Source organism: Zobellella endophytica, assembly GCF_003012775.1.
Lineage (GTDB): Bacteria > Pseudomonadota > Gammaproteobacteria > Enterobacterales > Aeromonadaceae > Oceanimonas > Oceanimonas endophytica.
In genome coordinates, this window is the sequence record NZ_PXYG01000008.1 from 117,043 (window position 1) to 142,197 (window position 25,155).

Below are 25,155 nucleotides of genomic sequence, written 5' to 3' on the forward strand. Positions count from 1 at the left end.
GTCTGAAAGCGCGTGGGGGCTAGCGCTTCGTTTCGGTATCGGCGTAGCTGTCCACTACCTGGGTGGAGAGGTACACCTGATCACCGGTGAAATTCTTGATGGCCGTCAGCAGATACTGGATGCCGGTAATGGCGAAGCCGACCGGGGCCCAGACATAGATCCACCAGATTTCAATACCCAGCGCCGGCAGGATCCGGCCGCGGCCGTACAGGATTTTTATGTAGTCATAGGCGTGATAGCAGAGGAAAAACATCACCACCGAGGTAAAGAGGGCGATGATAATCATCAGTACCTTGCGCACCCGGGGGGGAAACGCATCGTACAACGCCGACATGCGGATATGGCGGCCATGGCGGGCCGCGTAACCGAGGCCGGCGAAGGTGATGAAGATAATAAGTATCCGGTTGATCTCGCCGGAGAAAAACAGGCCTTCTCCGAATACGAAGCGGGCAACCACGCTGACACAGGTGTTGACTGCCATCAGGATCACCCCGGCGGCCAGCACCACGGCCTCCAGCCTGGCAATCCATTCATCGATGGTGCCCAGAAAGCCGGGCAGGCCCGACCGGTAAGAGCCGGTGTCGTCTTCTACTTCGGGTGAATGCTCGGGCATCGGGGTTCTACTCCAGAACAGCAGGCTCCCGGCGGGAGCCTGCTTCACTCAGTTTTGCTGTATTTCTTGCAGGTCTTGCTTGAATTGATCCAGCAGTTCCTGGCCGCGCTCGCCGGTCATCTCGATGAATTTCTGTTCCACCTGCGGGGCGCGCGCCTTGAACGCCGCGATTTGCTGCTCGTCCAGGCGGGTCACGGTCACCTTGTCGTTGCTGCTGGTGATCTTTTCCAGTGAACGATCGGCCAGGCCGTCGATATGCTCGATGATCTCTTCAAAAGCATAGTCGGCGGCATCCTTCACCAGCTTTTTGTCTTCGTCGGACAGGCCGTTGTAGAAGTCCTGGTTGGCCATCATGGCGGTGGTGAACCAGCCGTGGCCGGTGAAGATCAGGTTGGGGGAAACCTCGTACAGACCGCCGGATTCAATCCAGAAAATCGGGTTTTCCTGGCCCTGGATCATGTTGGTCTGCAGGGCGCCGTACACCTCGCCCCAGGGCAGCGGGGTCGGGGTGGCGCCGAAGGCGGAGTAGGTTTCCGACAGCAGCGGGTTGGTCATGACCCGGACTTTCTTGTTGCTGAGCTGCTCGGGCGTGGTGATCGGCTCGTCGAGGGTGACCACCATTTCCCCTTCCGGATACATCTTCAGCAGTTCCAGCCCCTTCTCGGCGTACAGCGCGGGGAAGTCTTCGTTGATGGCTTCGCTGTTGCGGAAAAAGCTGATCACCGTGTCCATGTCGGTGGGCATCAGGTAGGGGATGAAGAAGATCTGGGCTTCGGGGATCAGCGAGCCGGTAAAACCGGGGGACTGATTGACGAAGTTGAGGATGCCGTCCTGGGTTTGCTCCATGATGTCGTCGGACTCGCCCAGCTCGCCGAAACGGTAAACCTGCAGGGTGTGATCCGAGTGCTCCTCGATGTATTCCTTGAACTTGTAGGCGTAGACGTCCTGAACATCACCTTCGTACTCTTCGTGGGCGTAGCGCCAGTTGGCGGCGGACACCGAACTGGCGGCGGTGAGGGCCGCCAGGGCCACTACCGGCAGGCCGGCTCGTTTGCCGAGTTTACTGAAGCTGGTCATCGCGTAACCTCCATTTTTTCATTTTTTCGAGTTGTAACTTTCCGGGTGTAATTAAAGACTGACAAAATAAAAGGATCCGCGCAAGCGAAGATCGACCTGCATGGACGGGGTTTCAATGTTTTTTTTTGTTTCAATTTCTTGAAATTATAGGCTGTTTATTGCTTTTTTGCGGACTAGGACAATGAGATGGGAGCATGTTGGCAACCATTGCCGTATGGAGCTCTGGTGGCGATGTTGGTGGATGTTGGTACCGGAATTCAAGGTCGCTATGGTTTCGATACTAATCATTTAATCGATTGATCCCGCCGACGCAGGGCTGGCCGGGACGGCTTCAGTCGACCGCATCGGGATGCGGGCCCGGTGGTTCCCGCTTGGCGGGAATGCAGGCGAGCCGCCTGCGCTCCGGGGATCTCGCCTTATTCCCCGAGGCTGAGTGCCGACAGCCAATACACCAGGAAACGCTGTAACGCTACGCCAGGTTGTTCGTCAATAGATTTACACTCATGGCAACATGGCACAGTGACTCAATCCCGGCCGACTTGTCGCCCTTGCGCCAGGCTAGCATCAGTGGGGAGTAAATGGGGAGATCATCCAGCTCATAGGCGACCAAGTTATCATCTCCCTTTGCCAGTATGCTCGGCATGATGGCGTAGCCCATGCCTGTCGCCACCAGGCCGCGGATGGTAATGTCGTCATGACATTCCTGCACGATATGCGGTGTGATGCCCGCATTATGAAAATATTGGTCGATGCGATCGTAGCTACCCGGAGTTGAACTGCGGTGAAAGCAGATAAAGGGCGCCCCGGCAAAATCGCGCAGTGAGGTCGGAGGGTTATCCAGCAGGCCGGGGTGGCGACGGGTAATCACCGCCATGCGGAAAGTCCCGATGGGCAGCGTATCCAGCTGCGGTTCATCGTCAGGTTCAATAAACAGGATGCCGGCATCGATGTTTCCCTGCAGGATTGCCGTCGTCTGGGGGCCGGACAGCATGGACTCGAGCGACAGCCGAGTATTCGGATGTTGCGTACGAAAGCGGCTGATCAACTCCGAAATGCTGGGAATGTACGGATGTATGGTGGTGATGCCGATAGACAGGCTGTCGATATGGCCATCCGAGATGGCTTTCGTCTTCCTGGCGACGTTGTCAACGTCGGCCACCAGACGCACGGCATTGTCATACAAGAATGTCCCCGCCCGGGTCAGGACCACTCCCTTGTGGTTTCTGTCGAGCAGCCGGGTACCCAGCCCTTCTTCGAGCAGCCTAATTTGCCGGGTTAACGCCGGCTGGGCAATGGGGATCTTTTTCGCCGCCGAGGTGATGGAACCCTCATCGACGACCGCCAGAAAGTACTTCAGTTTTTTTATATCCATGGTGTTATCTCGCCCTAATCCGTTTGTGGCATATCAAAAAGGCATGTCCCTATCGAGAAGAAGTATTTTCCGGCCATTAACCCGTTGAATATGATGAAAAACGCCTTTCAGTGCAATATCACGGGGAGGCAGTTGAATGGACTCTTTCCCCTGAGGGAACGCTTCTCGTCGGAAGCACGAGCGCTGCTCTCGGAGGAGAAAGCCAGAATTTGGCAACGATAATAGAGGGATCTACCCCATGAAAGAATGCGATATAGAGCGCATGATTGCCTTTCGGCGTGAGCTTCATCGGTTTCCGGAGCTTTCCTGTGACGAGCGGCAGACCGCCGAGCGGGTGCTCGGCATGTTGCGCGACATCGGCGTCGACGAAATACACCAGGGCATTGGCGGCCACGGTGTGGTCGGCATCATCAACGGCCTGTCCGCCGGGCGCAGCGTAGGGCTGAGGGCCGACATGGATGCTCTGCCGTTGGTGGAAGAGAACAGCATGGCGTACTGTTCCAGCCACCGGGGGGTGATGCACGCCTGTGGCCACGACGGCCATACGGCGATGCTGATGGGCGCCGCGCTGGACCTGCTGCAGCAGCGGCCCGCTTCCGGGCGCGTGGTGCTTATCTTCCAGCCGGCCGAGGAGCTCGGCACCGGGGCGCCCGCCATGTTGGAAGACGGCTTGCTGGATCGCTTTCCCATCGAGGCGATTTTTGGGCTGCACAACTGGCCCGGCGTGGAGGCCGGCCGCTTCGTGGTTCACGACCGGCCGCACATGGCCTCGAGCGACGATTTCGACGTGTTGTTCCACTCCGAAGGCGGCCATGGTGCCATGCCCCACCTGACCACGGATCCGGTTTTTGCCGCCGGACTGTTCGTGACCGCATTGCAACAAATCGTCAGCCGCAACACCAACCCCGAAGATATTGCCGTGGTCAGCGTCGGCAGCCTCCAGAGCGGACATGCCAGCAACATTATTCCCGCCACGGCCAGGCTCAAGGGCACAGCCCGCAGCTTCACACCCGGCGTAAGGCGGCAGATCGAGAAACGTATCCGCGAGATCGTTGATGGGATCGGCCTGGTGACGGGGTGTTCCCCGACCATTGATTACCGACCCTCGACCCCGCCGGTGGCCAACGATCCCGCTTGTGTGGCCCTGTCTCGCAGCGTGGTTGAAGCACTGTGGGGTCAGTCCTCGCTGGTGGATCATCCGATCAGCATGGGCGCCGACGACATGGGCGCTTTCCTTGAAAAAGTGCCTGGCGCCTATGTCTGGATTGGTAATGGTTGCGGTGGTTCGGCTCCGCAGCTGCACCAGCCGGATTATGACTTCAACGACGACATACTGGAGAAAGGAAGCCGCTTTCTTTCCCACGCCGCTCGACGTTTTCTCGACGGCAACCGGTGAGTTCAGGGGGTAATATGAATCATCTAGAAAGAACGGCAGAGCTCGAGGCCGTACCACGCCGGCAGCTCGGTTTTCCGCACATCTTCGTGGTCTTGTTCACCTTTATCTGCGTCGCGGCCGTGATGACCTATCTCATCGATGCGGGCAGCTATGAACGGGTGATCTCCGAACAAGGGAAAACCGCGGTGGTGCCCGGCAGTTACGCCACCATTGATGGCCAGAAAGCGACCCTGCTCACGCCATTCATCGCGGTGTTCGAGGGCATGAAGGAAGGCAGCAGCATCATCTTTTTCATTTTTATCTCCGGGGGCGCCTTCGGGGTGCTCAAGGCCACGGGAGTATTGCAGAAGCTGGTGGCCAGTATCAGTCGCAGCCTGTCGGGCCACGACATCATCCTGATCCCGCTGCTGATGCTGCTGTTCGCCATCGGGGGCGCGACCTTTGGCCTCGCCGAGGAAACCATCGCCTTCATCATCATCCTAGCGCCCATGATGAGGATGCTGGGCTATAGCGCCATGGTGGCTGCCGCCGTGCCGCTGGTGGGGGCCGGTGCCGGGTTCTCCGCCGCTTTCATGAATCCCTTTACCGTCGGTGTGGCCCAGGACATTGCCCAGTTGCCCATGTTTTCGGGCATGGGCCTGCGGGTCGTTTACTGGCTGGTGTTTGTCAGTGTGAGCATCGGCTTCGTGACCCGTTACGCCGCCAAGGTGAAATCGCCCCCGGTCCCGGGGGCCGCAGGGAGCCAGGACGCGATCAGCGAAAGCCCGCTGACCCACGCCGACCGCCTGATCCTGTCGGCTTTCGCCGGCGCCATACTGCTGATTGCCTACGGCGTGATCCGCCATGGCTGGTATATCGGTGAGATGTCCGGGGTGTTCCTGCTGATGTGCATGCTGGTCGGTGCTTTCGCCCGCATGAGCCCCAACGAGATCGCCGAACATTTCGTCAACGGGCTCAAGGAGATCGCCATGGGCGCGCTGGTGGTGGGGTTTGCCTTCGGCATCCTGATCGTGCTCAAGAATGGCAGCATCCTCGATACCATCCTCTATCACCTCGAGCAGTTGCTTGGTGGCATGCCGCCGGTGCTGACGGCGGTCGGCATGTTCCTGGTGCAGTTGCTGCTTAACTGCCTGGTACCCTCCGGCAGCGGACAGGCCGCCCTGACCATGCCGCTGATGGTGCCGCTGGCCGACTTGGTGGGGGTGACCCGCCAGACCGCGGTGCTGGCCTTCCAGCTGGGCGACGGCATCACCAATATCGTTACGCCCACTTCCGGCTATTTCATGGCCGGGCTGTCGGTGGCCGGGGTGTCCTGGAGCAAATGGATCAAGTGGATCCTGCCGCTGTTTATGATCCAGCTGACGCTGGCCGCGGGCATGGTCACCCTTGCCTATTATCTTTCCTGGTCTTGAAAGGAAGTTCTCTTATGCAGATTAAACAGATCACCGTCTATGGTGTGCGCTTGCCACTCAAACAGCCCTTCAAGATTGCCTACGATACCTACGAGGATATTGAAAGTATCCTGGTGAGGATTCAATCCACCTCGGGCGAAACCGGTTGGGGAGAGGCGGTCGTCGACCAGCATGTGTCCGGAGAAACCTGGCAGTCGGCCCGCCAGATCATTACCCGGGAGCTGGCCCCGCTGTTGCTGGGACGCACCCTCGACGGAATCGCTCCTTTCCACAAGGCGGCCGAAGCCCGTATCCGCCACAGCCCTTCCGCCAAGGCCGCCCTGGATATTGCCCTGCACGACCTGCTGGCCCGGCACTGCAAGGTGCCGCTCTATAGCCTGCTTGGCGGACGTTGCCATGCCCGGCTCGAGCTGCCCTGTGTGATCAGCATGCTGGCACCGGAGGAAATGGCGCGCCAGGCGCGGGAAGCCTGCGCGCGCGGCTATGGCTCCATCAAGATCAAGCTCGGCGATGCTCCGGAGCAGGATATAGAACGCATCGCCCGCGTCCGGGAGGCGATGGCACCGGGTGTGGCCCTGCGGGTGGACGCCAACCAGGGCTGGAGTGCCAAGCAGGCCCTGCAGGTGATTCGGCAGGCCGCACCCTACCGGGTAGAGTGGTTCGAGCAACCGGTCTCCATTGAAAACCTGGATGCGCTGACGCGGGTTACCCAGGCCACCGAGGCGCTGATCATGGCCGATGAGCCCATCCACGGCGTGCGCGACATGCTCGAGGTGGTCCGCCGCCAGGCGGCGGACATGGTCAATATCAAGCTGATGAAATCCGGGGGCCTGCACGCCGCCCGGGCCATGGCCGAGCTCGGTCTTGCCGCCGACATACCCTGCCAGATTGGCTCCATGGTGGAATCGTCGGTGGCCACCCTGGCGGGAGCGCACCTGGCGCTGGCCCACAGCAACATCGTGGCCAACGATCTGGTGGGACCGGCGATGATCTCCCGCGATGTTGCCGACATGCCCGGCAGCGAGACCCATATCGAGTTGTCCGGTGCCCCCGGGCTCGGCATCCGAGTGGATGAAGAGCGGGTGCGGGCAATGAGCGCCTTTGAGGACCGTGTCGACTGATGCGGTGACGAGCCAGGAGACTGAGCTGCCTCCCAGGCCCGCCATTCGGCCGGAAACATAAAAAAGCCCCGGCGCCATGGGCGCCGGGGCTTGGGGTTATGTCTTTGCAGGGTCGGCGTCAGTCGACCTCCATTTACTTATTTGACCAGCTCAACCACGCCGTCTTCCGCCTGCTTGCCGCGGGGCCAGAGGCCGATAACCACCTGCCAGCTGACCGCCAGGGCACCGATGATAAACACGATGTCACCGAAGGTGCGCACCCAGCGTAGGGTTTGCAGCAGGCCCTGCTGCATAAAGCTCTCGCTGCGGGCATACCACAGGCCTTCGCTGGCGCTGGCCATGAACTGGATGACCCCCACCGGCAGCACGCTGGTGAACAGCATCAGCACCAGGCCGCCGTTCAGCCACCAGAAGGCGGTTTTCATCAGCGACTCGTTGAACACCATGTTGGGGCGGATGTAGCGCAGCACCAGCAGGCTGAAGCCCAGGGCCAGGAAGCCATACACCCCGAACAGCGCCGCGTGGGCGTGGGTGGGCGTGGTGTTCAGGCCCTGGATGTAGTAGAGCGCGATGGGCGGGTTGATCATAAAGCCCAGTACGCCGGCGCCGAGCATGTTCCAGAAGGCCACGGCCACGAAGAACATCAGCGGCCATTTAATGTTGGCCATCCAGGGGGCGCGGTTTTTCAGGCTCCAGTTTTCCCAGGCTTCATAACCCAGCACCACCAGCGGCACCACTTCCAGCGCGCTGAAGGTGGCCCCGACCGCCATGATGGGGGTGGTGGTACCGGAGAAGTACAGGTGGTGGAAGGTACCGGGAATGCCGCCCAGCATAAACAGCGAGGCGGAAGCCAGGCTGGCGGTGGTGGCCATCTTCTTGGACACCAGGCCCATGCTGCAGAAGATGAAGGACAGGGCGGTAGTGGCGAACACCTCGAAGAAGCCCTCTACCCACAGGTGCACTATCCACCAGCGCCAGTATTCCATGACGGAAATGTGGGTGCGCTCGCCGTAGAAGAAGCCGGCGCCGTAGAACAGGCCGATGGCGGCGCAGGAGGCGGTGAGCAGGGCCAGCAGGTGCTTGTCGCCCGGCTGGCGCAGGGCGGGCACCACGCCGCGCAGCATCAGCACCAGCCACAGCACGATGCCCACGAACTTGCCAATTTGCCACAGGCGGCCCAGATCCACGTATTCATAGCCCTGGTGACCGAGCCAGAAGTTGAGGTTGGCGGGCATGAGCTGGGCAATGGCCAGGTAGTTGCCGGCGAAGCTGCCCACCACCACGGCGACCAGCGCCCAGAACAGCACGTCTACCCCCAGTTTCTGGAACTTAGGGTCTTTGCCGCCGTTGATGATGGGGGCGAGGAACAGGCCGGCGGCGAGGAAGCCGGTGGCAATCCAGAACAGGGCGCTCTGCAGGTGCCAGGTACGCACCAGCGAGTAGGGCAGCCATTTCGACAGCTCGATGCCGTAGAAATGCTGGCCTTCCACCGTGTAGTGGGCGGTGGCGCCACCCATCAGCACCTGGAAGGTGAACAGGGCCACCACCAGGAACACGTACTTGCCCAGCGCCTTCTGCGAGGGGGTGAGCTTGAAGCTGGTGAGCGGATCCCGCGCCGGGGCGGCCGGCTCGTGCTCCTCTTCCTTGCGCAGGAAGGCCCAGGCCCAGATCAGCCCGCCCACGCCGGCGATCAGCAGCACCACGCTGACGATGGACCAGATGATGTTCTCGGCGGTGGGCTTGTTGTCGATCAGCGGCTCGTGGGGCCAGTTGTTGGTGTAGGTGGCCTCACCGCCGGGGCGTTCGGTGGCGGCGGCCCAGGCGGTCCAGAAGAAGAAGTTGCTGAGATCGGCACGGCGTTCGGCGCTCGGCAGGGTGTTCTCCTTCATGGCGAAGCTCTGGCGGGTGCCCTGCATGGAGGGCTCGTCGCTGAACAGCTTGTCGTAATAGGCGGCGGTGTCGGCCATGGCCTGGGCCCGGCGCTCGGAGATCACCAGCAGGTCGGCGTCGGCATCATAGCTGTTGGTGCGGTATTCCTGCTTCAGCCGGTGTTGCAGCAGCGCCTGCTGTTCGTCGTCCAGGTTGCCGTAGGCGGTGCCGAAGTCTTGCTCGGCGGCCAGCTCCAGCCAGGCCATCAGCTCACGGTGCAGCCAGTCGGCGGTCCAGTCCGGCGCCTGGTAGGCGCCGTGGCCCCATACCGAGCCGAGCTGCATGCCGCCCACCGATTGCCAGGCGGTCTGGCCATCGAGGATGCCGTCCTTGGTGGTGAGCAGGGTGCCACTTTCGGTGACCACCTGGGCGGGGATGGGCGGTGCCACCCGGTAAACTTCCCGGCCGAAATAGCCGAGTACAGCAAAGGTAATGCCGAGAACGACGAGCAGTATCGTCCACAGGCGACGATAGTTAGCCATGGTGCACCTCCTGGCGCGGGGATGGTTGGAACAGAATGTTGTTTTCCAGATGGATGTGTTGCATTAAATCGGTGTGCAGCTCGCCGATGCCGGCATAGAGCGCCTGCCAGGTGTTGCAGGCGTCCGGCGGCAGGCTGAGGTCGTTGGTCAGCGCCAGCAGCCGGGCCAGGGCCTGGCCGTGATCGTCGTGCTCCATGCGCATCACGGTGATGGGGCCGCGGGCCGGATCGAACAGGCCCCGGCGCAGCATGGGGAACAGGATCTGTTCTTCCTTCTGCATGTGGCTTTCCAGCTCCTGGCGCATGGCGTCCAGGTGGTCGGCCAGGCCATTGGGGCAGTCGGGGCTGTCGCCGTGCACCGACTCCACCCGGCGGGCCAGGCGCAGCAGCTCGACCAGCTGCTCCCGGTGCACATCGTGGTAGCGGGCCAGGATGTGGTCGATCAGCGCATCGGTGTCGGCCTCGGCCCAGTTGCACTCGCCGGCCTGGTGCGCCGGCAGCGCCTCCAGTTGGGCCAGCAGCTCGGCGGCGTCCAGCCCGCGCTCGGCCAGGGCGTCGCGCAGCAGGGTGTGGCCGCCGCAGCAGAAATCCAGCCGGTGCTGGTGGAAGACGCGGGTGGCGCCGGGAAGATCCCTGGCGATTGAGCCGAGGGAGTGGTCTAACAGGCTCATGGTATTGCTCCTTGATTGAGGTACTATGGGCCTTATGTTGCAACCTATATGCCAGTTTTTAATTTATTGATTTATATGAAATTAATAAATTAATGGTGATTTATACCCTGATTGGTTAAGGTAAATTAAACCCTTTAAAGGTAAAAAATACCCTATGTTCTACGACATCCTGCTCGCCGATCTCACCACCGAACTGCCCAGCGCCGTGCGCCTGCAAAGCCTGGTGCGCACCCTGCGCGAACACTTTCGCTGCGGCGCCGTGTGCCTGCTCAAACTGCAGGAAGAGGTGCTGAGCCCGGTGGCGGTGGAGGGCCTGGTGCGCGAGGCCCTGGGCCGGCGCTTTGTGGTGGCCCAGCACCCCCGGCTGGCGGCCATCCTCGCCAGCCGGGGCACCGTGGCCTTTCCGCCCGATTCCACCCTGCCGGACCCCTACGACGGCCTGCTGGAGCACCATGTGGGCGAGGCGCTGCCGGTGCACGACTGCATGGGCATCAGCCTGTATCTGGAAGGGGATTTGTGGGGCGCCCTGACCCTGGACGCGCTGGAGGCGGGCACCTTCGACCGGGACGCCCGCGAGCAGTTACAGCGGCTGGCGCTGACGGTGGAGGCGGCGGTGCGGGTGACCCGGCTGGAGCAGGACATCCGCGGCCTGCGGCTGGCGCGCCAGGACGCGCCGGCATTGCAGAGCGAGCGGATGGAAGGGGAGATACTGGGCCAGAGCAGCCAGTTGAAGCGGCTGTTGCAGGAGCTGGACGTGGTGGCGGACTCGGAGCTGCCGGTGCTGCTCACCGGCGAAACCGGGGTGGGCAAGGACTTGTTCGCCCGCCGGCTGCACCAGCGCTCGCGCCGGCGCAACCGGCCCCTGGTGCAGGTGAACTGCGCCGCGCTGCCCGAATCCCTGGCCGAGAGCGAGCTGTTCGGCCATGTGAAGGGCGCCTTTTCCGGCGCCGGCAACGCCCGGCCCGGCCGGTTCGAGGCCGCCGACGGCGGCACCCTGTTCCTGGACGAGGTGGGCGAGCTGCCGCTCGGCATCCAGGCCAAGCTGCTGCGCACCCTGCAGAACGGCGAGATCCAGCGGCTGGGGGAGGACGCCCCGCGCAAGGTGAACGTGCGGGTGATTGCCGCCACCAACCGCCAGCTGCACGACAGCGTGCGCGACGGCCACTTTCGTGCCGACCTGTATCACCGGCTGTCGGTGTATCCGGTGCCGATACCGCCGCTGCGCGAGCGGGGCAGTGACGTGCTGGTGCTGGCCGGCCACTTCCTGGAGCTGAACCGGGGCCGGCTGGGGGTGCGCAGTTTGCGTCTATCCCCCGCCGCCGAGCAGGCCCTGTGCCAGTACGGCTGGCCCGGCAACGTGCGCGAGCTGGAGCATGTAATAAGCCGCGCCGCCATCAAGGCCCTGGGCCGGGGCGCGGCGCGGGAAGACATCATCACCCTGGAGCCGGAGCTGCTCGACCTTTCCGGCGACCTGCACCAACCGGAGAGCAACGGCACCACGCCGGCGACGGCCCCGGCCGGCCAGGCACCGACCCGGCCCCCGGCCAGCCTGCAGCAGGCGACCAACCAGGCCCAGCGCCAGGCCATAGAGCAGGCGCTGAACGCCAGCAACCACAACTGGGCCGCCGCCGCCCGCCTGCTGGAAATAGACCCCAGCAACCTGCATAAACTGGCGAAACGATTGGGGATGAAGTGAGGGGGATTTTAGGAGAGAGCCCCGCTGTTGGGGGACGGCGGGGTGGGGGATGAATTGGTGTGGTGTTGGTGTGAAGGGGTTACTGTTCGTGGGTAACTCGGAGCCCTAACGCCCAAAGAAGCGGCGCATTTATGCCTTGCTTTGCTTGTTAGGCGATTTTACTGTGACGTTTTTTCGGCTAGATATTTCCTCAATTTGGGCAAGTGGGTCAGCCAGGGCTTTAATGCCAATTTCTATCTGCTCTTGATCATACCCAAGACTTTTCATCAGCTGTATTTGATTGGCGAGAACTTTTTGCTTACCTGCCATAGTTTTAAGGCTATTCATCTCTTTTTGGTGGCTTAAAGCTTCTTCTTTCTCTTGGCGATCCAGCTTATTGCGATATGTGAGATCTTTGATCAGCTCCCTAACTTGGCCGATTATTTTATCTACGCCGAGTAGATTAAAATCACCAGGTGAATGTATTTCAATGGATTTAACTTTTAATCGTTCTTCTGGTGATATTCTAGAAAGTGAACCATATAGTGCTGACTTCAATTGTACTTGTCGTTGCTTCAGTTTGATGTCTTCGAGAACTGATAGCCGATTGTAGAGAATGTTAACTTGATGGAAAAATGTGTAGAAATCTTCGACAGACCAGTCCTCTACTGCATCAAACCCCAATTCACTTAATTCATCGCTCATTCTTATTTGTATCCTTGTGCTCGACTGTTCGCCTAACGCTCGGCTAAACGGCGCGAACGTAGTGAGCGTCCGGCGGAGTGAAAACGTATTTGAGCCGCTTGTTAGGGTTGCAGCGCATCTGACCACTCATGATGAGCCACAATCCCTAGGTTATACTTGTGATGCTCTTTTTTTAAAAGGTCTTCAGAAACTCTACAGCCACTGTAGGAAAAAAGTTTTTCTCCCAGCGCCTGAAGAAACCTACCGAGAGCTACGATAAAAAGATGAGCATATGTTTCACCGACTGGTGTTTTCTGGCGCATGTATCTTAAAGCTGGTGACATTGTTGCATCGATATGTGCACCGCCACCTTTATCAGCTACAGAGCGGATGACCTCTTTAATTGTTAATGTAGTAGGGCTATAAGTTACTATTTGCTCACACCATTGCCCAATAGGAACAAGTGTTGATTTTGTTAGTTGTAAATCAGCGACCGAAAGTCCATTCGAAAACTGAGTAATTTCAAATGGCATTTGAGCAACACGATTAGAGCCAGATTCAGTTTGAGTTATAGATATATGGCCAGACTTTTCACTAGACCAATTTATTGACTCTAAACCTGAGACCTCTAACTTTGGGTAAACAGCCACCAATAATGAGTTATCCTTTTTGTACCTTGTATCGCACAACAATATTCTCAATTGCGATGCCAATGCGCGATACATATGAGGCTCTCCCGAATAGACGCATGCTAGACATGTATCGATTACTCTGAATGTTTCTCTTAATTCATCTTTTAGGTAAGAATCTCTACTATCCATGAGTTACCCTAACGGCTGTAACACTTGACCGAAAAAGCGTAGTTTTTTGGGGTCAAGTGCTTACGATTGTTAGGGAACCTATTCTTGATTACCATACAGATCCAGAAATTCTTCAGAAAAAAATTCAATACTATTAGCTATTTTTTCCATTACGCTTGGAAGGAATGGCTTTACAAGTTCAAATGTGAGTTCTTCATGTGGGTACTCGTGCTTTTCTTTTAAGTAACTTATTATCAGCTCTTTATCTTCTGTAGATATTTTTTCTATCGGATCTACGAACTCATAATAGTGAGCATCCGATAAATGAATAAACTTGCAGCCGAAATCATATACGTAACCCTCCCATCCCCCCAGATGCTTGGCCAAATTTACCATTTCCCTGTCTGTTATCGGCACGCTTTTACCCTTGAGGTTAATCTTTTTCCATCGTCGCCCTTCAACAGAATCTTTTATTAATTGTCTACCGTACTCTATATCAAGATCCTCATAGCATAAATATGTTACGCGGATAAGAGTATCAAGCTCTTGCCGAAGCAAACCAGCAGCAACTCCATAGCATCCATTGTTTATCAGTACTTCAAATGCTTTTTGATTTTCCGCCGAGCGCAATTTTGCTTGATCCCGGAAGATTGTCAGATAGTCCATTTAATTTCCCTAACGCCTGAGTTCACCGGCATTTAATGCAATGCCTGTTTTTGCGGTAGCAAAAATGGGCAGAGGGTCAAATGTCCGGTGCAACGATTTGTTAGCCGTCATACGCACAGCGATAAATCCTTGAATAGCTTTTGTATATTTCCGATTGATTTTTCAATGAAAGGCAAGACTTGCTGCTCGATTTCGGCAAACTTAAAATTGACCCATGTGACCACCTCTGTAGTGGCAACATTGTTGGGCACAGGCATTTGCGTGTTGGGGTCGATTGGAACACCCATCACACTCACGCCAGAACCAAACGTAACGCCCGGCCCCCAAGAAACAGAGCCGCCACCTCTCGACACCGTAACCTGACGCTGCTCAGTTCGTGTTTGCTCGACGAGGTCTTGGTGTTTGTTGTGATTATTCAGCTTGTTGAAGTGGCCTAGCCATACGTCATGAAATGGTTGAATGGCATCAAGAATCTGGACTGTCTGCGGGGAAGCTACCAGTAGCCCAGGAAAACCAGAAGCTATGGCGCTATCAAATTCTTTCTGCGACTGACGTATCGGAAAATACAGCCGACTTGGCTTCTTCGATCCACCACAGTGTGATTCAAAGATGTCGTGAGCCATGTAATCGAGGCATGACCGTAAGTTCTCAAATATATTCTTGATTCCCACTTTCAAATCTTCACGCACGTGCTTTTCGTGCAGTGAAGCGTCGTAGTCTGCCTTTAAGCTTGAAAAATCAGCTTCGGCTCTAGCCAACAAAGCTTTAATGCTTGCAGATCGTTTCATATATCCCCCTTTGACGGCTAACGCCCGCATTTTCGGCTGGTTTGAAGCGCAGCGGAAAACCAGTCCGGCAACATGCGTTTGTTAGGGCTTAGTGGCTCGATAAATTCCATTCTATTGAATGTTCTGCTTACGCCAGTTATCAACCGCAATTGATAAACGCTTATCTTTAACTGGTTTTTGCCATTCATCCCAAAAATCAACCGTGCCACTGTTTGGCTTATTCTGAGGCTCATCAATTCTGATCCTGCTTGGTAATAGACTAGCATCGCCAACAACAAGTGCTTCACCAGTATCGAGTGTCGGCAAAATGTCGCTAAACCCGCCAAGACTATCTGGAAGTAGACGTTTGATAACCCCCTGATCCTCGGCGTTGGTTAACCTCATGGATACAAAATTGCTGCACTGGCTAAGCATCGTCTTATTTACTTCGGACGGGCGTTGACTTATCACCACCAAGCTGACGCCGTATTTACGGCCCTCCTTCGCGATGCGCTCGAAAATATCAAGCGAGATGTCGTCGGCAGAATCAGCCATGTTGCGCTGTGGCATGTAAAGGTGCGCCTCATCACACAGCAACGCAATAGGATGACGTAGCTGCGATGGCGTCCATTGTTGGATAGAGAACGTAACCCTTGCTACCAGAGATACAATCAGGGGGAGAACGTCCGAAGGAACTTCCGAAAAGTTAATGATTTTAATCCCGGCCTTGCCATTCTCACCTGTGCTCCCGAGCACCGCAGTAGTGAATTTTTCTAGCCAAGTGAAATCGAGCAGGCCGCCACCGCCATTGAACATAAAACCAAGACGCCTATCGGAGATTTTGTTCTCAAGACGGGAAATCATGCGGGCGAGTTTTCCGAAGAAATCACCTTGTTTCTCTCTGCCACCAGCTCCAGGAACCATTTCAACGTTGATCTCATTCAGCCGCTCCATAAGGACATCTAAATCAAACGGAACTGGGCTATCTACGGTGAAATGCTTCAACACTTCTTGCTGACCATTTTCCTCTAAGTACTTTTGCTTCGCTCGGTTTATTTCGCGCGCCATAATCATGGCCTGATTGGGAGCATTTTGGTCACTACGATCGACGAACATAGACACGAGTGCTTCATAAGAAAGCAGCCAGTAAGGAAGGTAAATCACATCATCATCAATGGTACGTTTGGCTTCAACGTCTGCAGGACCGGCAACCTTGAAGTGCTGAATGCCTTCTCCCACCAAAGGAGCATATTCGCCATGGAGGTCAAAGACGACAGCGTTAGCGGTCGCGAGTCCCGCCATCTGCTCGATAATTTTGGCAGTCGTCCACGATTTACCAGAACCGGTACTGCCACCAATAAAGGCGTGACGTTGGAAAAATTTGTTGCCGTTTAGGTAGGCAACAGCATGTTCATCCAGCGTGTATTTACCGAGAGTCAGAGCATTCCCGTCGGCTGATACACTTGAAAGGGTACGCATGAAACCCGTGAGGTTATCACCTTCGAGCGAGAAGCAGTTCGCGTCAATTTCGGGAACACTTTCTAGGGTACGACGGAATACGTTTTCCTTTTCGCCGTCACGATCCAGCATGGTGCCAATCAGGGAGATACGGCACAGATTTAACTCTGGCGCGTGGTCATTGATACCGTCATTGATAATGTCTTCGATGCCACGCTTCCGGGTCACCTGCGTAATGAGGCCAATGAGGTGTTGCCCGGGTTTGCTGCTTTGTAACACAGCGAGATGGTTAACCTGCAACCTTTTGAGCTGGTCGATGTTCTCCACCTCTACGATCACATTTGTAGTATCGACTGAGGCAACCTTTCCAAGCGCTTCTTCATCCTCAAATGCAAAAATCGGCATCTCTTCTTCCTATATGATTAGTGACAGGTAGCCTTCAAGGCTCCAGATATTCATTTCTACCTTAATCGGAGCCTTATCCAGAGAGGAATAGACGATAGATTGGTCGTCTGTTTCACCCCGCTCGATTGCTAGGTAGTTCTGTGCTTTACCATCAAGAATAAGCTTTTTTGCTGAGTCAGAAAGCGCATAAGTAATAATGGTTACAGGTGTCTTCTGTCTAAGGCACTTCACCATCAGCTTAGGTTGAATATGTTCGTCATTAAAACCGTAGCCAATGCAAAGGTACGAACCAGCTTCATTGATAGCTAGATCAGCGTTATTGATAATGGAACGGAACGGCTCCAGATGTGTTTTTTGGTATTTTTGGGTGCCAGGGGTCACGATTTGCGGTTGGTAGTTATTTGGTATCCCTTGGATATTTGAGAGGGCCACAGTATCTTCCAGCGGGGTCTGAAACCAATCTAGAGATCCATGGACCTTCCAGATATTAACCCTGCGAGCAGAGGTGATTTCTGTAGGGGCCGCGAGTTGGCGGAAGAAGCCGTGCGTAAACCCGGTGTAATGATGAATGCGCCTCTGATCGCAGGCATACTCCGCTAGGCGATCATAATTTGTAGTGATAATATTTATCCTTTTGAGGCTGCTTCTGAACATATGCTCAAGAAGGCGACTCAATGGAAACATCGCATTATCCTGAAGACTCTTCTGAAAGATTTCTATGTCTTCAGAGTTAATTAGCGTCCAGGTGGCTTTAACGATTCTGGACGTTAGTTCTTCAGAAGCTGCTACCTGGTGTAGTGCAGACTCTAGGTCTACGCCGTCGCCCAAAACCTGGCAGAACTTTTCCCAGACTTCCAGCTCAGGAGCTGAGAGATCGAAAACGTCAGTTTGCGCTACGAGGTGCTTTGCAAGCGCCCCCATCCCTGACATGCCGTGCGCAGCCGAGGCCCCGCTGCCCATAATTATGACAGGCGCCTTTCCATAGAATTCCTGCGCTTGTTTTTGGTAGTTCAAATCAGGCATATCATTCTCGCTATTAGTGTCCCTGCATCCTTCAGTTACCTGTAAGGCTTTCGACAGCGCTTACTCGCCATAACAATTGTATATTGACCTGTCTCGATTTCACTCATCGGTCCAGTTTTTCCAAATAATCCTAATATGTTGATATTAAAGTAGAAGCATAGGTTGTTTATATCCAGTCTGCTGCAAGAATCGGGACGGCTCAATAACTCCATCATCAGGCGCATTTACGTGTAAGGCTAAATTATAAGCTTATGATCTCAAATGGGTTTTATAAATCGTGATGGAGAAAACGAGACATCCGATGAGTGTAATCGAGACGGGTACAGTATTTTCTGCCATTAACACTGTATAAGTTGTTAAAAATTTCCATGCTACCGCCCGTCGCTGCTCCTGGCATAAGCGCATCCCTGCTTCCCCGTTTGGCTCTTATTGTTAACCGCCCGTGCTGCAAAAGGCAATGCAAAATAGTCCCTTTGCCTTGGGTGGTGGCGGTGAAGGCTGCAGTCGCTGATCACTTGAACCAAATCATCCACGGGAACAAGCTGCTCGTTGAAGTGAACATGAAAGCCAAGTGGTGATTATGATGGAAAACGGCCATGCCAGACAGCACCTGTTGCCGGCGGCTATCCGGCGCGGGCGGCCAGTCCGAAGGTTCGCGCCAGGCGCGAAGGAAGGCGGGCCGCCTGCGCTCCACCGGCAAGATCAGCGCCCAGCCGATGCGGGAAACAGCTTCTTCGGTATCCACCACAGAAAGGCGGCCATGGCCAGCAGCTCGATCGGATACTGGAGTTCGGCGGCGTTTCCCTGCCGGCTAACGTGGCGGGGGGAGCAGGGAGTAACGGCCGAAGGCCAGGGTCTGGCCCTGGCCTTCGGGATGAACCTCGGATCGGGTCGCAACGAATACCGTTTAACGGCTCGGCTTCAGAGCGCCGCCGTCACGGCCGCCGCCAGCTGGGTGGTGCTGAGGTCGCCGCCCATGTCCGGGGTGCCGGCACCGGTGGCGGTCACCTTTTCAATGGCGGCCATCAGGGCCTCGGCGGCGGCAATCTCACCCAGGTGCCGCAGCATCAGGGCGCCGGCCCACAGCGTCGCCAGCGGGTTGGCCAGCCCCAGGCCCATGATGTCGGGCGCCGAGCCGTGCACCGGTTCGAACATGCCGGGCACGCCGCCGGCCGGGTTGATGTTGGCCGAGGCGGCAAAGCCCAGCCCGCCCTGGATGGCGGCACCGATATCGGTGAGGATGTCGCCGAACAGGTTGGACGCAACCACCACGTCCAGCGTTTCGGGGTGGGTGATCATGCGCGCGGCGATGGCATCGACGTGGTAGCGGGTCACCGCCACGTCCGGGTAGTCCGCGGCAACGCGGTCGGTCATCTCGTCCCAGAACACCATGCTGTGGCGCTGGGCGTTGGACTTGGTCACCGAGGCCAGCTTTCCGCCACGCAGCCGGGCCTGCTCGAATCCGTGGCGCAGCACGCGTTCAACGCCGGCGCGGGTAAAAATAGCGGTTTCCACCGCCACCTCCAGCTCGCCGCCCCGGTGCACCCGTCCGCCGGCCCCGGCATATTCGCCTTCGGTGTTCTCGCGAATGCAGAGGATGTCGAACGGCCTGTCGGTACGCAGCGGGCCCTTCACGCCGGCCAGCAGCCGGTGCGGGCGGGCGTTAACCGAAAGGTCCAGCCCCTGGCGAATGGCCAGCAGCAGTTCGCGCAGCGAAACATGGTCCGGCACCGTCGCCGGCAGCCCCACGGCCCCGAGGTAGATGGCATCGAAGGCGCGCAACTGCTCCACGCCGTCGGCCGGCATCATGGTGCCGTGCTTGAGGTAGTAGTCGCAGGACCAGGGCAGCCAGTCGCCCTCGAGCGAAAAGCCCTGTCGCTCGGCAACGGTCTGCAGCACCGGCCAGGCGGCTTCCATCACTTCTGAGCCAATGCCATCCCCCGGCAGCAGCGCGATACGGTAGTTTTTCATGGTGTCTTCCTGTGGTTTGCAAGGTCAGCGTCAACCCGGGCGCTGGCGCCGGGGCCGACTCGACAAGTGTGTTCAATAGGGCAGGGAGGCGTGCCGGTCACGGCCAAATGACCGGCCGGCACGCCCGCATCAGGGCACGTTTTCGCCCGGCGCCTGGCTGTCCGGCAGCCGCTTCTGGCGCGCCAGGCGGTACTGGCGGTAGATCGGCAGCGCGATCGAGACCACCGACAACAGGATGAAGCAGAGGCTGATCGGGCGGGTGAAAAACACCGACCAGTCGCCCTCGTGCATGGTCATGCCGCGGCGGAAGTTCGACTCCACCATATAACCGAGGATCATCCCCAGCACCACCGGCGCCGAGCTGAAGCCGTAGCGGTTGAGGAAGTAGCCGAAAACGCCGAAGAACAGCAGTACCCAGGCCGAGCTCAGGGTGCCGCTGATGCCGTAGGAACCGAGGATGCACATCACCAGGATGAACGGCAGCAGGTAGGAGCGGGGTATCTGCAGCACCCGTACAAACAGTTTGATGCCGATCGACTGGAAGCAGAACATAAAGAGGTTGGCGATCAGGAAGGCGATGATGATGCCGTAGGCGATGTTGGCCTGATCCTCGAACAGCATCGGGCCCGGCTGCAGGCCGTGAATGAGCAGGCCACCCATCAGGATCGCGGCCGAGGCGTCGCCGGGGATGCCCAGTGTCATCATCGGGATCAGGGCGCCGCCGGTCATGCCGTTGTTGGCGGATTCGCAGGAGACGATCCCCTCGTTATGGCCGCTGCGGAACTTTTCCGGCGTTTTCGAGATCCGCTTGGCCTGGTCGTAGGCCAGGAAGGAGGCGATGCTGCCGCCGGCTCCCGGTATGGCGCCGACCAGCGCGCCGATCAGCGAGCTGCTGGACCAGATCTTCCACAGGCCGAAGGTCTCGCGGATGCGCGGATAGGCATTGTTGACGCGCACCCTGGCCTCGACCTTGCTCTGTGGCGACAGGGTGGTGACATCGCTGATGATCTGCGACAGCGCGAACAGGCCGATCAGCGCCGGCATGAAGTCGACGCCGCCGATCAGCTCGGGAATGCCGGCGGTCAGGCGCACCACGCCGGTCAGCGAGTCGATGCCGATCAACGAGATCAGCACGCCGATCAGGCCGGCGACAATGCCCTTGATGATCGACTTGTCCGACACCGAGGCGATGATCGTCAGCCCGAACAGGCCGAGGGCGAAATACTCGATGGCACTGAACTTGAGCGCCACATCGGCGATCAGCGGCGACATGAAGGCAAAGATAACGACGCTGATCATTCCGCCGATCATCGAGGCCGTAATGCACAGCCCCAGTGCCCGGCCGGGTTCGCCGTTGCGCGCCATCGGAAAGGCATCGAGGGTGGTCGCCACCGACGACGGCGTGCCGGGAATATTCAGTAGCGCGGCCGGAATGGAGCCACCGGAGATGGCGCCGCAGTAAACCCCCAGCAGCATGCCCATGCCGGTGACCGGGTCCATGCCGAAGGTCAGTGGCAGCAGCAGCGCAATGCCCATGGTCGCGGTCAGGCCGGGCAGGGCGCCGAACACCAGGCCCAGTATGGTGCCGAAGGCAATGGCCAGGTAAATGTTGATATTGAGAAACAGACTCGCAGCGTCGGCGAAATTGGCAAGCATACAGGCTCTCCTGCTCAGGGCATCGACAGTTCAAACAGAACCGAGAACACCAGATAGATGAAGCTGGTCGCCACGGCCGAAAAGACGGCCGAGGCGATGAATGACCGGGTCGTCGGCCGGGCTTTCTTGAGCAGAAGGTCGACTATCTGCCGGAAGGCGAACAGGAAAAACAGGGTGCTGATGAAGAATCCGGCGAAGGACAGCAACAGCAGGTAGACGACGATGGAGCCGAGGGTCACCAGCAGGGTAACCACTTCCTGTCGCGTCATGCGCCCCGTTTCGCCGGCCTCTGGTTTGAAGAAGGTTTCGGTCACCAGCAGGTAGCCGACCAGCAGCATGATGATGACGCTGATCCAGAACGGCAGGAAACCGGCACCGGGATCGCCGGCCACTCCCATCGCCGACGGAATTTCATGAGCCATGCTCAGGAAAAATCCCGCCCCGAGGATCAGCAGTAAGTAAAAAATTTGTCGTTCGTTTATCCGGAACATAGCGATACCTGTATGGCTGACTGGGTGGCCGGCCCCGGTTCGCCGGGGCCGGCACACTCGTTATTGCTTGAGTTTCTGGGCGGTTTCGATGAAGGACTCGGCCAACAGGCTCATGCGCTGGTCGAGCGCCTCGCCCGGTGCCACGTAATCCACCACGCCGCCCTGCGACTTGATCAGCTGCTGGAACTCGGGGTCCCGGGTCGCCTCGCCCAGTGCCTTGGCCCAGGCCTGCTTGACCTCGTCGTCGACGCCGGCCGGTGCCGCGACGCCGCGCCAGTTGGTCAGCGAGAGGTCATGCCCCGACTCCTTCAGCGTTGGCACATCCGGATAATCTTCCAGGCGCTGTTCACCCAGGCTCACCAGCGGCCGCAGCTTGCCCGATTCGAGGCCCGAGGCCAGGTCCACGAGGTTGAGCATCAGGGCATCGATATGGCCCCCCATGGCGGCAAGTACCGCGTTGCCGGAGCCGTCGTGGGGTATCTGCTTGGCTTCATAGCCGGCGATATCGGCAAGTAGCGCACTGACCACATGGGTGGAGCCGCCGAAGCCGGAGAAACCGAACTTGACCTTGCCGGGGTTCGCCTTCATGTCTGCCACCAGCTCGTCCCAGCTTTGCCAGGGGCCGTCGGCGCGCACCGCCACCAGGTAGTCCTCGGTCAGCACATTGCCCAGGTAGGAGAAGTCGGTGGATTTATAGGTCGCGTTGCCCATGCCTTCGGTGGCGAAGATCACGTTGTTGGGAATGGTCACCGTGTATCCGTCCGGCCTGGCATTGGCGACCTTGGTGAAGCCGAGGATACCGCCACCGCCGGGCAGGTTCGAGACCACGATGGTCTGGCCGAGGGACTTCTCCAGCGCCGGCTGCAGCGCACGCGCCAGCACATCGGTGCCGCCGCCGGCGCTGTAGGGGATCACCATGGTGATCGGCTTGGTCGGATATTCGGCAAACGCCATGCCGGCGCTCAGCAGGCCGGCGAAGAGAACAGAGGTTTGGGCTAGTTTTTTCATCATGGTTCCTTAATCGTTATTGGCCATTTCCTTAGGGTCTTGAAGGGGCGGGCGGCAACGGTATTTTCGTCCGAAGCGTTTCGCCCCCCATATTGCTCATCTTGCCCGCGCGGGAGCGAAGGCAAGATGGCAGCATCCGGCTTTCAGTAAGGTCCCGGATTCGGGCTCGCGGGCGCGGCATCCCGCAACCCGAATTCCGCCGCGCGCCGGCGTACCGCCTGCATCAGCAGGTTGACGTCCAGCCCCACCGCCACGAAAGTGGCACCGAGGGACAGGAAGCGACGGGCCTGTTCCACGTCGCCGGTCAGGGTGCCGGCGGCCTTGCCGCTGGCCACGATCCGCCTGATGGCATCATCGATCGCGGCCTGCACCGCCGGATGCCCCGGATTGCCCAGGTAGCCCATCGAGGCGGCCAGATCCGCCGGCCCGATGAAGACGCCATCCACCCCCTCGACCGCGCAGATCGCCTCGAGGTTGTCGAGCGCCCTGACGGTCTCCGCCTGTACCAGCAGGCAGACCTCGTCATTGGCCCGGTGCACGTAGTCGGGGCGGCCGTTCCAGCGCGAGGCCCGGGCCACGGCGGCGCCCACCCCCCGGATGCCCTGGGGCGGGTAGCGCATCGCCGCCACCATCGCGGCCGCCTGTTCCGGCGTGTCCACCATCGGCACCAGCAGCGTTTTGGCACCGATATCCAGCAGCTGCTTGATCAGCGCCGGCTCGCCCTGCACCGCCCGTACCACGGCCTGGCCGCCGTAGGGCGCCACCGCCTGCAGCTGGGCCAGGGTGCTGCGCAAATCGTTGGGCGCGTGCTCACCGTCAATCAGCAGCCACTGGAAGCCCGCGGTCGCGCACATTTCGGCACAGTAGCCGTCGCCCATCGACAGCCAGAAACCAATCTGCGGCTGGCCGTCGGCGAGCGCCTGTTTGAAGGGATTGCCCGGCTGTAATCCGGGGGGTTGGAAATCCTGCATGGATATAGCTCCGGTTAGTCCGTTCGGCCTCAGCGCAGGTTGCCCTGGCAGAGGTACTTGAGGTGCATGTAGTCATCGAGGCCGTACTTCGATCCTTCCCGGCCGTAGCCCGACTCCTTGACGCCGCCGAACGGCGCCGCCTCCGAGGCCACCGCGCCTTCGTTGATGCCGACGATACCGGTTTCCAGCGCATCGGCCACGCGCCAGATGCGGCTGGCATTTTCGGAGTAGAAGTAGCCGGCGAGGCCGAACGGCGTGTCGTTGGCCAGTTCGAGAACCTCGGCCTCGGAGCCGAAGCGGAACAGCGGCACCACGGGGCCGAATGTTTCCTCGCCACAGAGCCGCGCGTCGCGTCCGACATCGGCGAGCACCGCCGGCGAGATATAGTTCGGACCCAGCTCTTCCCGCACCCGGGTGCCGCCGGTCAGCACCCGGGCGCCCCTGGCGACCGCGTCGTCGATGTGCTGGAGAATCTTGTCGACCGCGCGGGCGTTGATCATGGGCCCGATCTGCGCCTCGGGGTCCGTCGCCGGCGCCACCTTCAGCGCCGCGACGCGGGCCACCAGCTTGTCCGCGAAGACGTCGAACACGGCCTCGTGCACATAGACCCGGTTCGGGCAGACGCAGGTCTGGCCGCCGTTGCGAAACTTGGCCGCCATCAGCCCCTCGACGGCGGCATCGAGGTCGGCGTCGTCGAACACGATGAAGGGCGCGTTGCCGCCCAGCTCCAGCGACAGCTTCTTCAGGGTGTCGGCCGAGGCGCGCGCCAGGTGCTTGCCCACCGGCGTCGAGCCGGTAAAGCTGATCTTGCGCACCCGGCGCTCTGCCAGCCAGGCATCCACCACCGCCGGGGTCCGCTCGCGCGAGGCACAGACGATATTGATCACTCCGGCCGGTACGCCGGCCTCCTCGGCCAGGCGGATCAGCGCCAGCGAGGTCAGCGGCGTGTCCTCCGCCGGCTTGGCCACGACGGTGCAGCCTGCCGCCAGGGCCGGGGCTATCTTGCGCGCGATCATCGCCGCCGGGAAATTCCAGGGGGTGATCACCGCGACCACGCCGACCGGCTCGCGCACCGCCATCATGCGCCGCCCCGGCACCGCCGGCGCGATGATGTCTCCCTCGATGCGGGCCGCCTCTTCGGCAAACCACTCGACGTAGCTGGCGGCGTAGAGCACCTCGCCGCGGCCCTCGGCCAATGGCTTGCCCTGTTCCAGCGACACCAGCCGGCCGAGATCCTCTCGGTGTTCCAGGATCAGGGCGTGCCATCGCTTGAGCAGCTGGCCCCGGGCCCTGGCCGGCAGCGCCCGCCACTCGGCGAACGCCGAGTGCGCCGCGTCAACCGCGGCCCGCGCCTCGGCGGCGGTGCTGTCCGGCACTCGGGTGATCAGGCTCATGTCGGCCGGATTGCCGACCTCGAAGAGCTCGCCGGCGGCGGCGTCGACCCAGCGGCCGGCAATGTAATTCTGCGAACGGATCAGATCGTCGCGTGTCAGGTTAAAACTCATGTT

Annotated in this window: 22 protein-coding genes; 4 read left to right on the forward strand and 18 right to left on the reverse strand. The window is 59.0% G+C overall.

The window, feature by feature from the left end; all coding sequences use genetic code 11:
- Positions 1-19: 19 nt before the first annotated feature.
- The 3 genes from C7H85_RS16095 to C7H85_RS16105 all read right to left on the reverse strand — a co-directional run bounded on the left by C7H85_RS16095 (position 20) and on the right by C7H85_RS16105 (position 3,062).
- A complete protein-coding gene (locus tag C7H85_RS16095) occupies positions 20-613 on the reverse strand; it encodes a TRAP transporter small permease (RefSeq protein WP_106730719.1) in 594 nt (197 codons plus the stop codon).
- A 48-nt stretch (positions 614-661) separates the two neighbouring features.
- Positions 662-1,690, reverse strand: coding sequence for a TRAP transporter substrate-binding protein (locus tag C7H85_RS16100; protein WP_106730720.1), 1,029 nt, complete (start codon positions 1,688-1,690; stop codon positions 662-664).
- A gap of 469 nt (positions 1,691-2,159) precedes the next feature.
- The gene (locus C7H85_RS16105) at positions 2,160-3,062 is read right to left on the reverse strand and encodes a LysR family transcriptional regulator (protein ID WP_106730721.1); all 903 of its coding nucleotides are present in this window, start codon (positions 3,060-3,062) and stop codon (positions 2,160-2,162) included.
- A 238-nt stretch (positions 3,063-3,300) separates the two neighbouring features.
- Between C7H85_RS16105 and C7H85_RS16110 the strand changes: the two genes are divergently transcribed.
- The 3 genes from C7H85_RS16110 to C7H85_RS16120 are packed head-to-tail and all read left to right on the forward strand — an operon-like array spanning position 3,301 to position 6,991.
- The gene (locus C7H85_RS16110; RefSeq protein ID WP_106730722.1) at positions 3,301-4,458 is read left to right on the forward strand and encodes a M20 metallopeptidase family protein; all 1,158 of its coding nucleotides are present in this window, start codon (positions 3,301-3,303) and stop codon (positions 4,456-4,458) included.
- Positions 4,459-4,472: 14 nt separating this feature from the next.
- Positions 4,473-5,870, forward strand: a complete 1,398-nt coding sequence (locus C7H85_RS16115; protein WP_106730723.1) for a YfcC family protein — start codon at positions 4,473-4,475, stop codon at positions 5,868-5,870.
- Positions 5,871-5,884: 14 nt separating this feature from the next.
- The gene (locus tag C7H85_RS16120) at positions 5,885-6,991 is read left to right on the forward strand and encodes a mandelate racemase/muconate lactonizing enzyme family protein (protein WP_158260109.1); all 1,107 of its coding nucleotides are present in this window, start codon (positions 5,885-5,887) and stop codon (positions 6,989-6,991) included.
- A gap of 137 nt (positions 6,992-7,128) precedes the next feature.
- On the opposite strand, the gene C7H85_RS16125 is transcribed toward C7H85_RS16120, so the two are convergent.
- Together C7H85_RS16125 and ytfE are read right to left on the reverse strand one after the other, a co-directional pair.
- Positions 7,129-9,402, reverse strand: a complete 2,274-nt coding sequence (locus C7H85_RS16125) for a nitric-oxide reductase large subunit (RefSeq protein WP_106730725.1) — start codon at positions 9,400-9,402, stop codon at positions 7,129-7,131.
- Positions 9,395-10,072, reverse strand: coding sequence for an iron-sulfur cluster repair protein YtfE (gene ytfE, locus C7H85_RS16130; RefSeq protein WP_106730726.1), 678 nt, complete (start codon positions 10,070-10,072; stop codon positions 9,395-9,397). Before ytfE ends, C7H85_RS16125 begins: the two co-directional genes overlap by 8 nt.
- 154 nt (positions 10,073-10,226) lie before the next feature.
- Between ytfE and norR the strand changes: the two genes are divergently transcribed.
- Positions 10,227-11,768 carry a nitric oxide reductase transcriptional regulator NorR gene (gene norR / locus C7H85_RS16135; RefSeq protein ID WP_106730727.1) on the forward strand — a complete coding sequence of 514 codons (1,542 nt, stop codon included), beginning with the start codon at positions 10,227-10,229 and terminating at the stop codon, positions 11,766-11,768.
- Between the two features lie 129 nt (positions 11,769-11,897).
- On the opposite strand, the gene C7H85_RS16140 is transcribed toward norR, so the two are convergent.
- From C7H85_RS16140 to C7H85_RS16185, 13 genes are all read right to left on the reverse strand, one after another.
- A complete protein-coding gene (locus tag C7H85_RS16140) occupies positions 11,898-12,452 on the reverse strand; it encodes a hypothetical protein (protein ID WP_106730728.1) in 555 nt (184 codons plus the stop codon).
- A gap of 101 nt (positions 12,453-12,553) precedes the next feature.
- The gene (locus C7H85_RS19630; RefSeq protein WP_146140470.1) at positions 12,554-13,156 is read right to left on the reverse strand and encodes a hypothetical protein; all 603 of its coding nucleotides are present in this window, start codon (positions 13,154-13,156) and stop codon (positions 12,554-12,556) included.
- Positions 13,157-13,330: 174 nt separating this feature from the next.
- Positions 13,331-13,897 carry a hypothetical protein gene (locus C7H85_RS19635; RefSeq protein WP_146140471.1) on the reverse strand — a complete coding sequence of 189 codons (567 nt, stop codon included), beginning with the start codon at positions 13,895-13,897 and terminating at the stop codon, positions 13,331-13,333.
- 107 nt (positions 13,898-14,004) lie between these two features.
- Complete coding sequence (locus C7H85_RS19640) at positions 14,005-14,685, reverse strand: hypothetical protein (protein WP_146140472.1); 681 nt, start codon at positions 14,683-14,685, stop codon at positions 14,005-14,007.
- Between the two features lie 111 nt (positions 14,686-14,796).
- Positions 14,797-16,527, reverse strand: a complete 1,731-nt coding sequence (locus C7H85_RS16150; protein WP_106730730.1) for an ATP-binding protein — start codon at positions 16,525-16,527, stop codon at positions 14,797-14,799.
- Between the two features lie 9 nt (positions 16,528-16,536).
- Complete coding sequence (locus C7H85_RS16155; RefSeq protein WP_106730731.1) at positions 16,537-17,550, reverse strand: SIR2 family protein; 1,014 nt, start codon at positions 17,548-17,550, stop codon at positions 16,537-16,539.
- Between the two features lie 511 nt (positions 17,551-18,061).
- Positions 18,062-18,298 (reverse strand): hypothetical protein, encoded by a 237-nt coding sequence (locus tag C7H85_RS19645; RefSeq protein WP_146140473.1) that lies wholly within the window; start codon positions 18,296-18,298, stop codon positions 18,062-18,064.
- A gap of 173 nt (positions 18,299-18,471) precedes the next feature.
- Entirely contained in the window at positions 18,472-19,521 is a 1,050-nt protein-coding gene (locus C7H85_RS16160) for a tartrate dehydrogenase (protein ID WP_106730732.1), read from the reverse strand.
- A gap of 129 nt (positions 19,522-19,650) precedes the next feature.
- A complete protein-coding gene (locus C7H85_RS16165; protein ID WP_106730733.1) occupies positions 19,651-21,177 on the reverse strand; it encodes a tripartite tricarboxylate transporter permease in 1,527 nt (508 codons plus the stop codon).
- A 14-nt stretch (positions 21,178-21,191) separates the two neighbouring features.
- Complete coding sequence (locus tag C7H85_RS16170) at positions 21,192-21,668, reverse strand: tripartite tricarboxylate transporter TctB family protein (protein WP_106730734.1); 477 nt, start codon at positions 21,666-21,668, stop codon at positions 21,192-21,194.
- Positions 21,669-21,728: 60 nt separating this feature from the next.
- The gene (locus C7H85_RS16175; RefSeq protein ID WP_210433678.1) at positions 21,729-22,676 is read right to left on the reverse strand and encodes a tripartite tricarboxylate transporter substrate binding protein; all 948 of its coding nucleotides are present in this window, start codon (positions 22,674-22,676) and stop codon (positions 21,729-21,731) included.
- A 143-nt stretch (positions 22,677-22,819) separates the two neighbouring features.
- Positions 22,820-23,647 (reverse strand): 4-hydroxy-2-oxoheptanedioate aldolase, encoded by an 828-nt coding sequence (gene hpaI, locus C7H85_RS16180; RefSeq protein ID WP_106730736.1) that lies wholly within the window; start codon positions 23,645-23,647, stop codon positions 22,820-22,822.
- Positions 23,648-23,676: 29 nt separating this feature from the next.
- On the reverse strand, positions 23,677-25,152 hold the full coding sequence (locus C7H85_RS16185; protein WP_106730737.1) for an NAD-dependent succinate-semialdehyde dehydrogenase: 1,476 nt from the start codon (positions 25,150-25,152) through the stop codon (positions 23,677-23,679).
- Positions 25,153-25,155 lie beyond the last annotated feature (3 nt).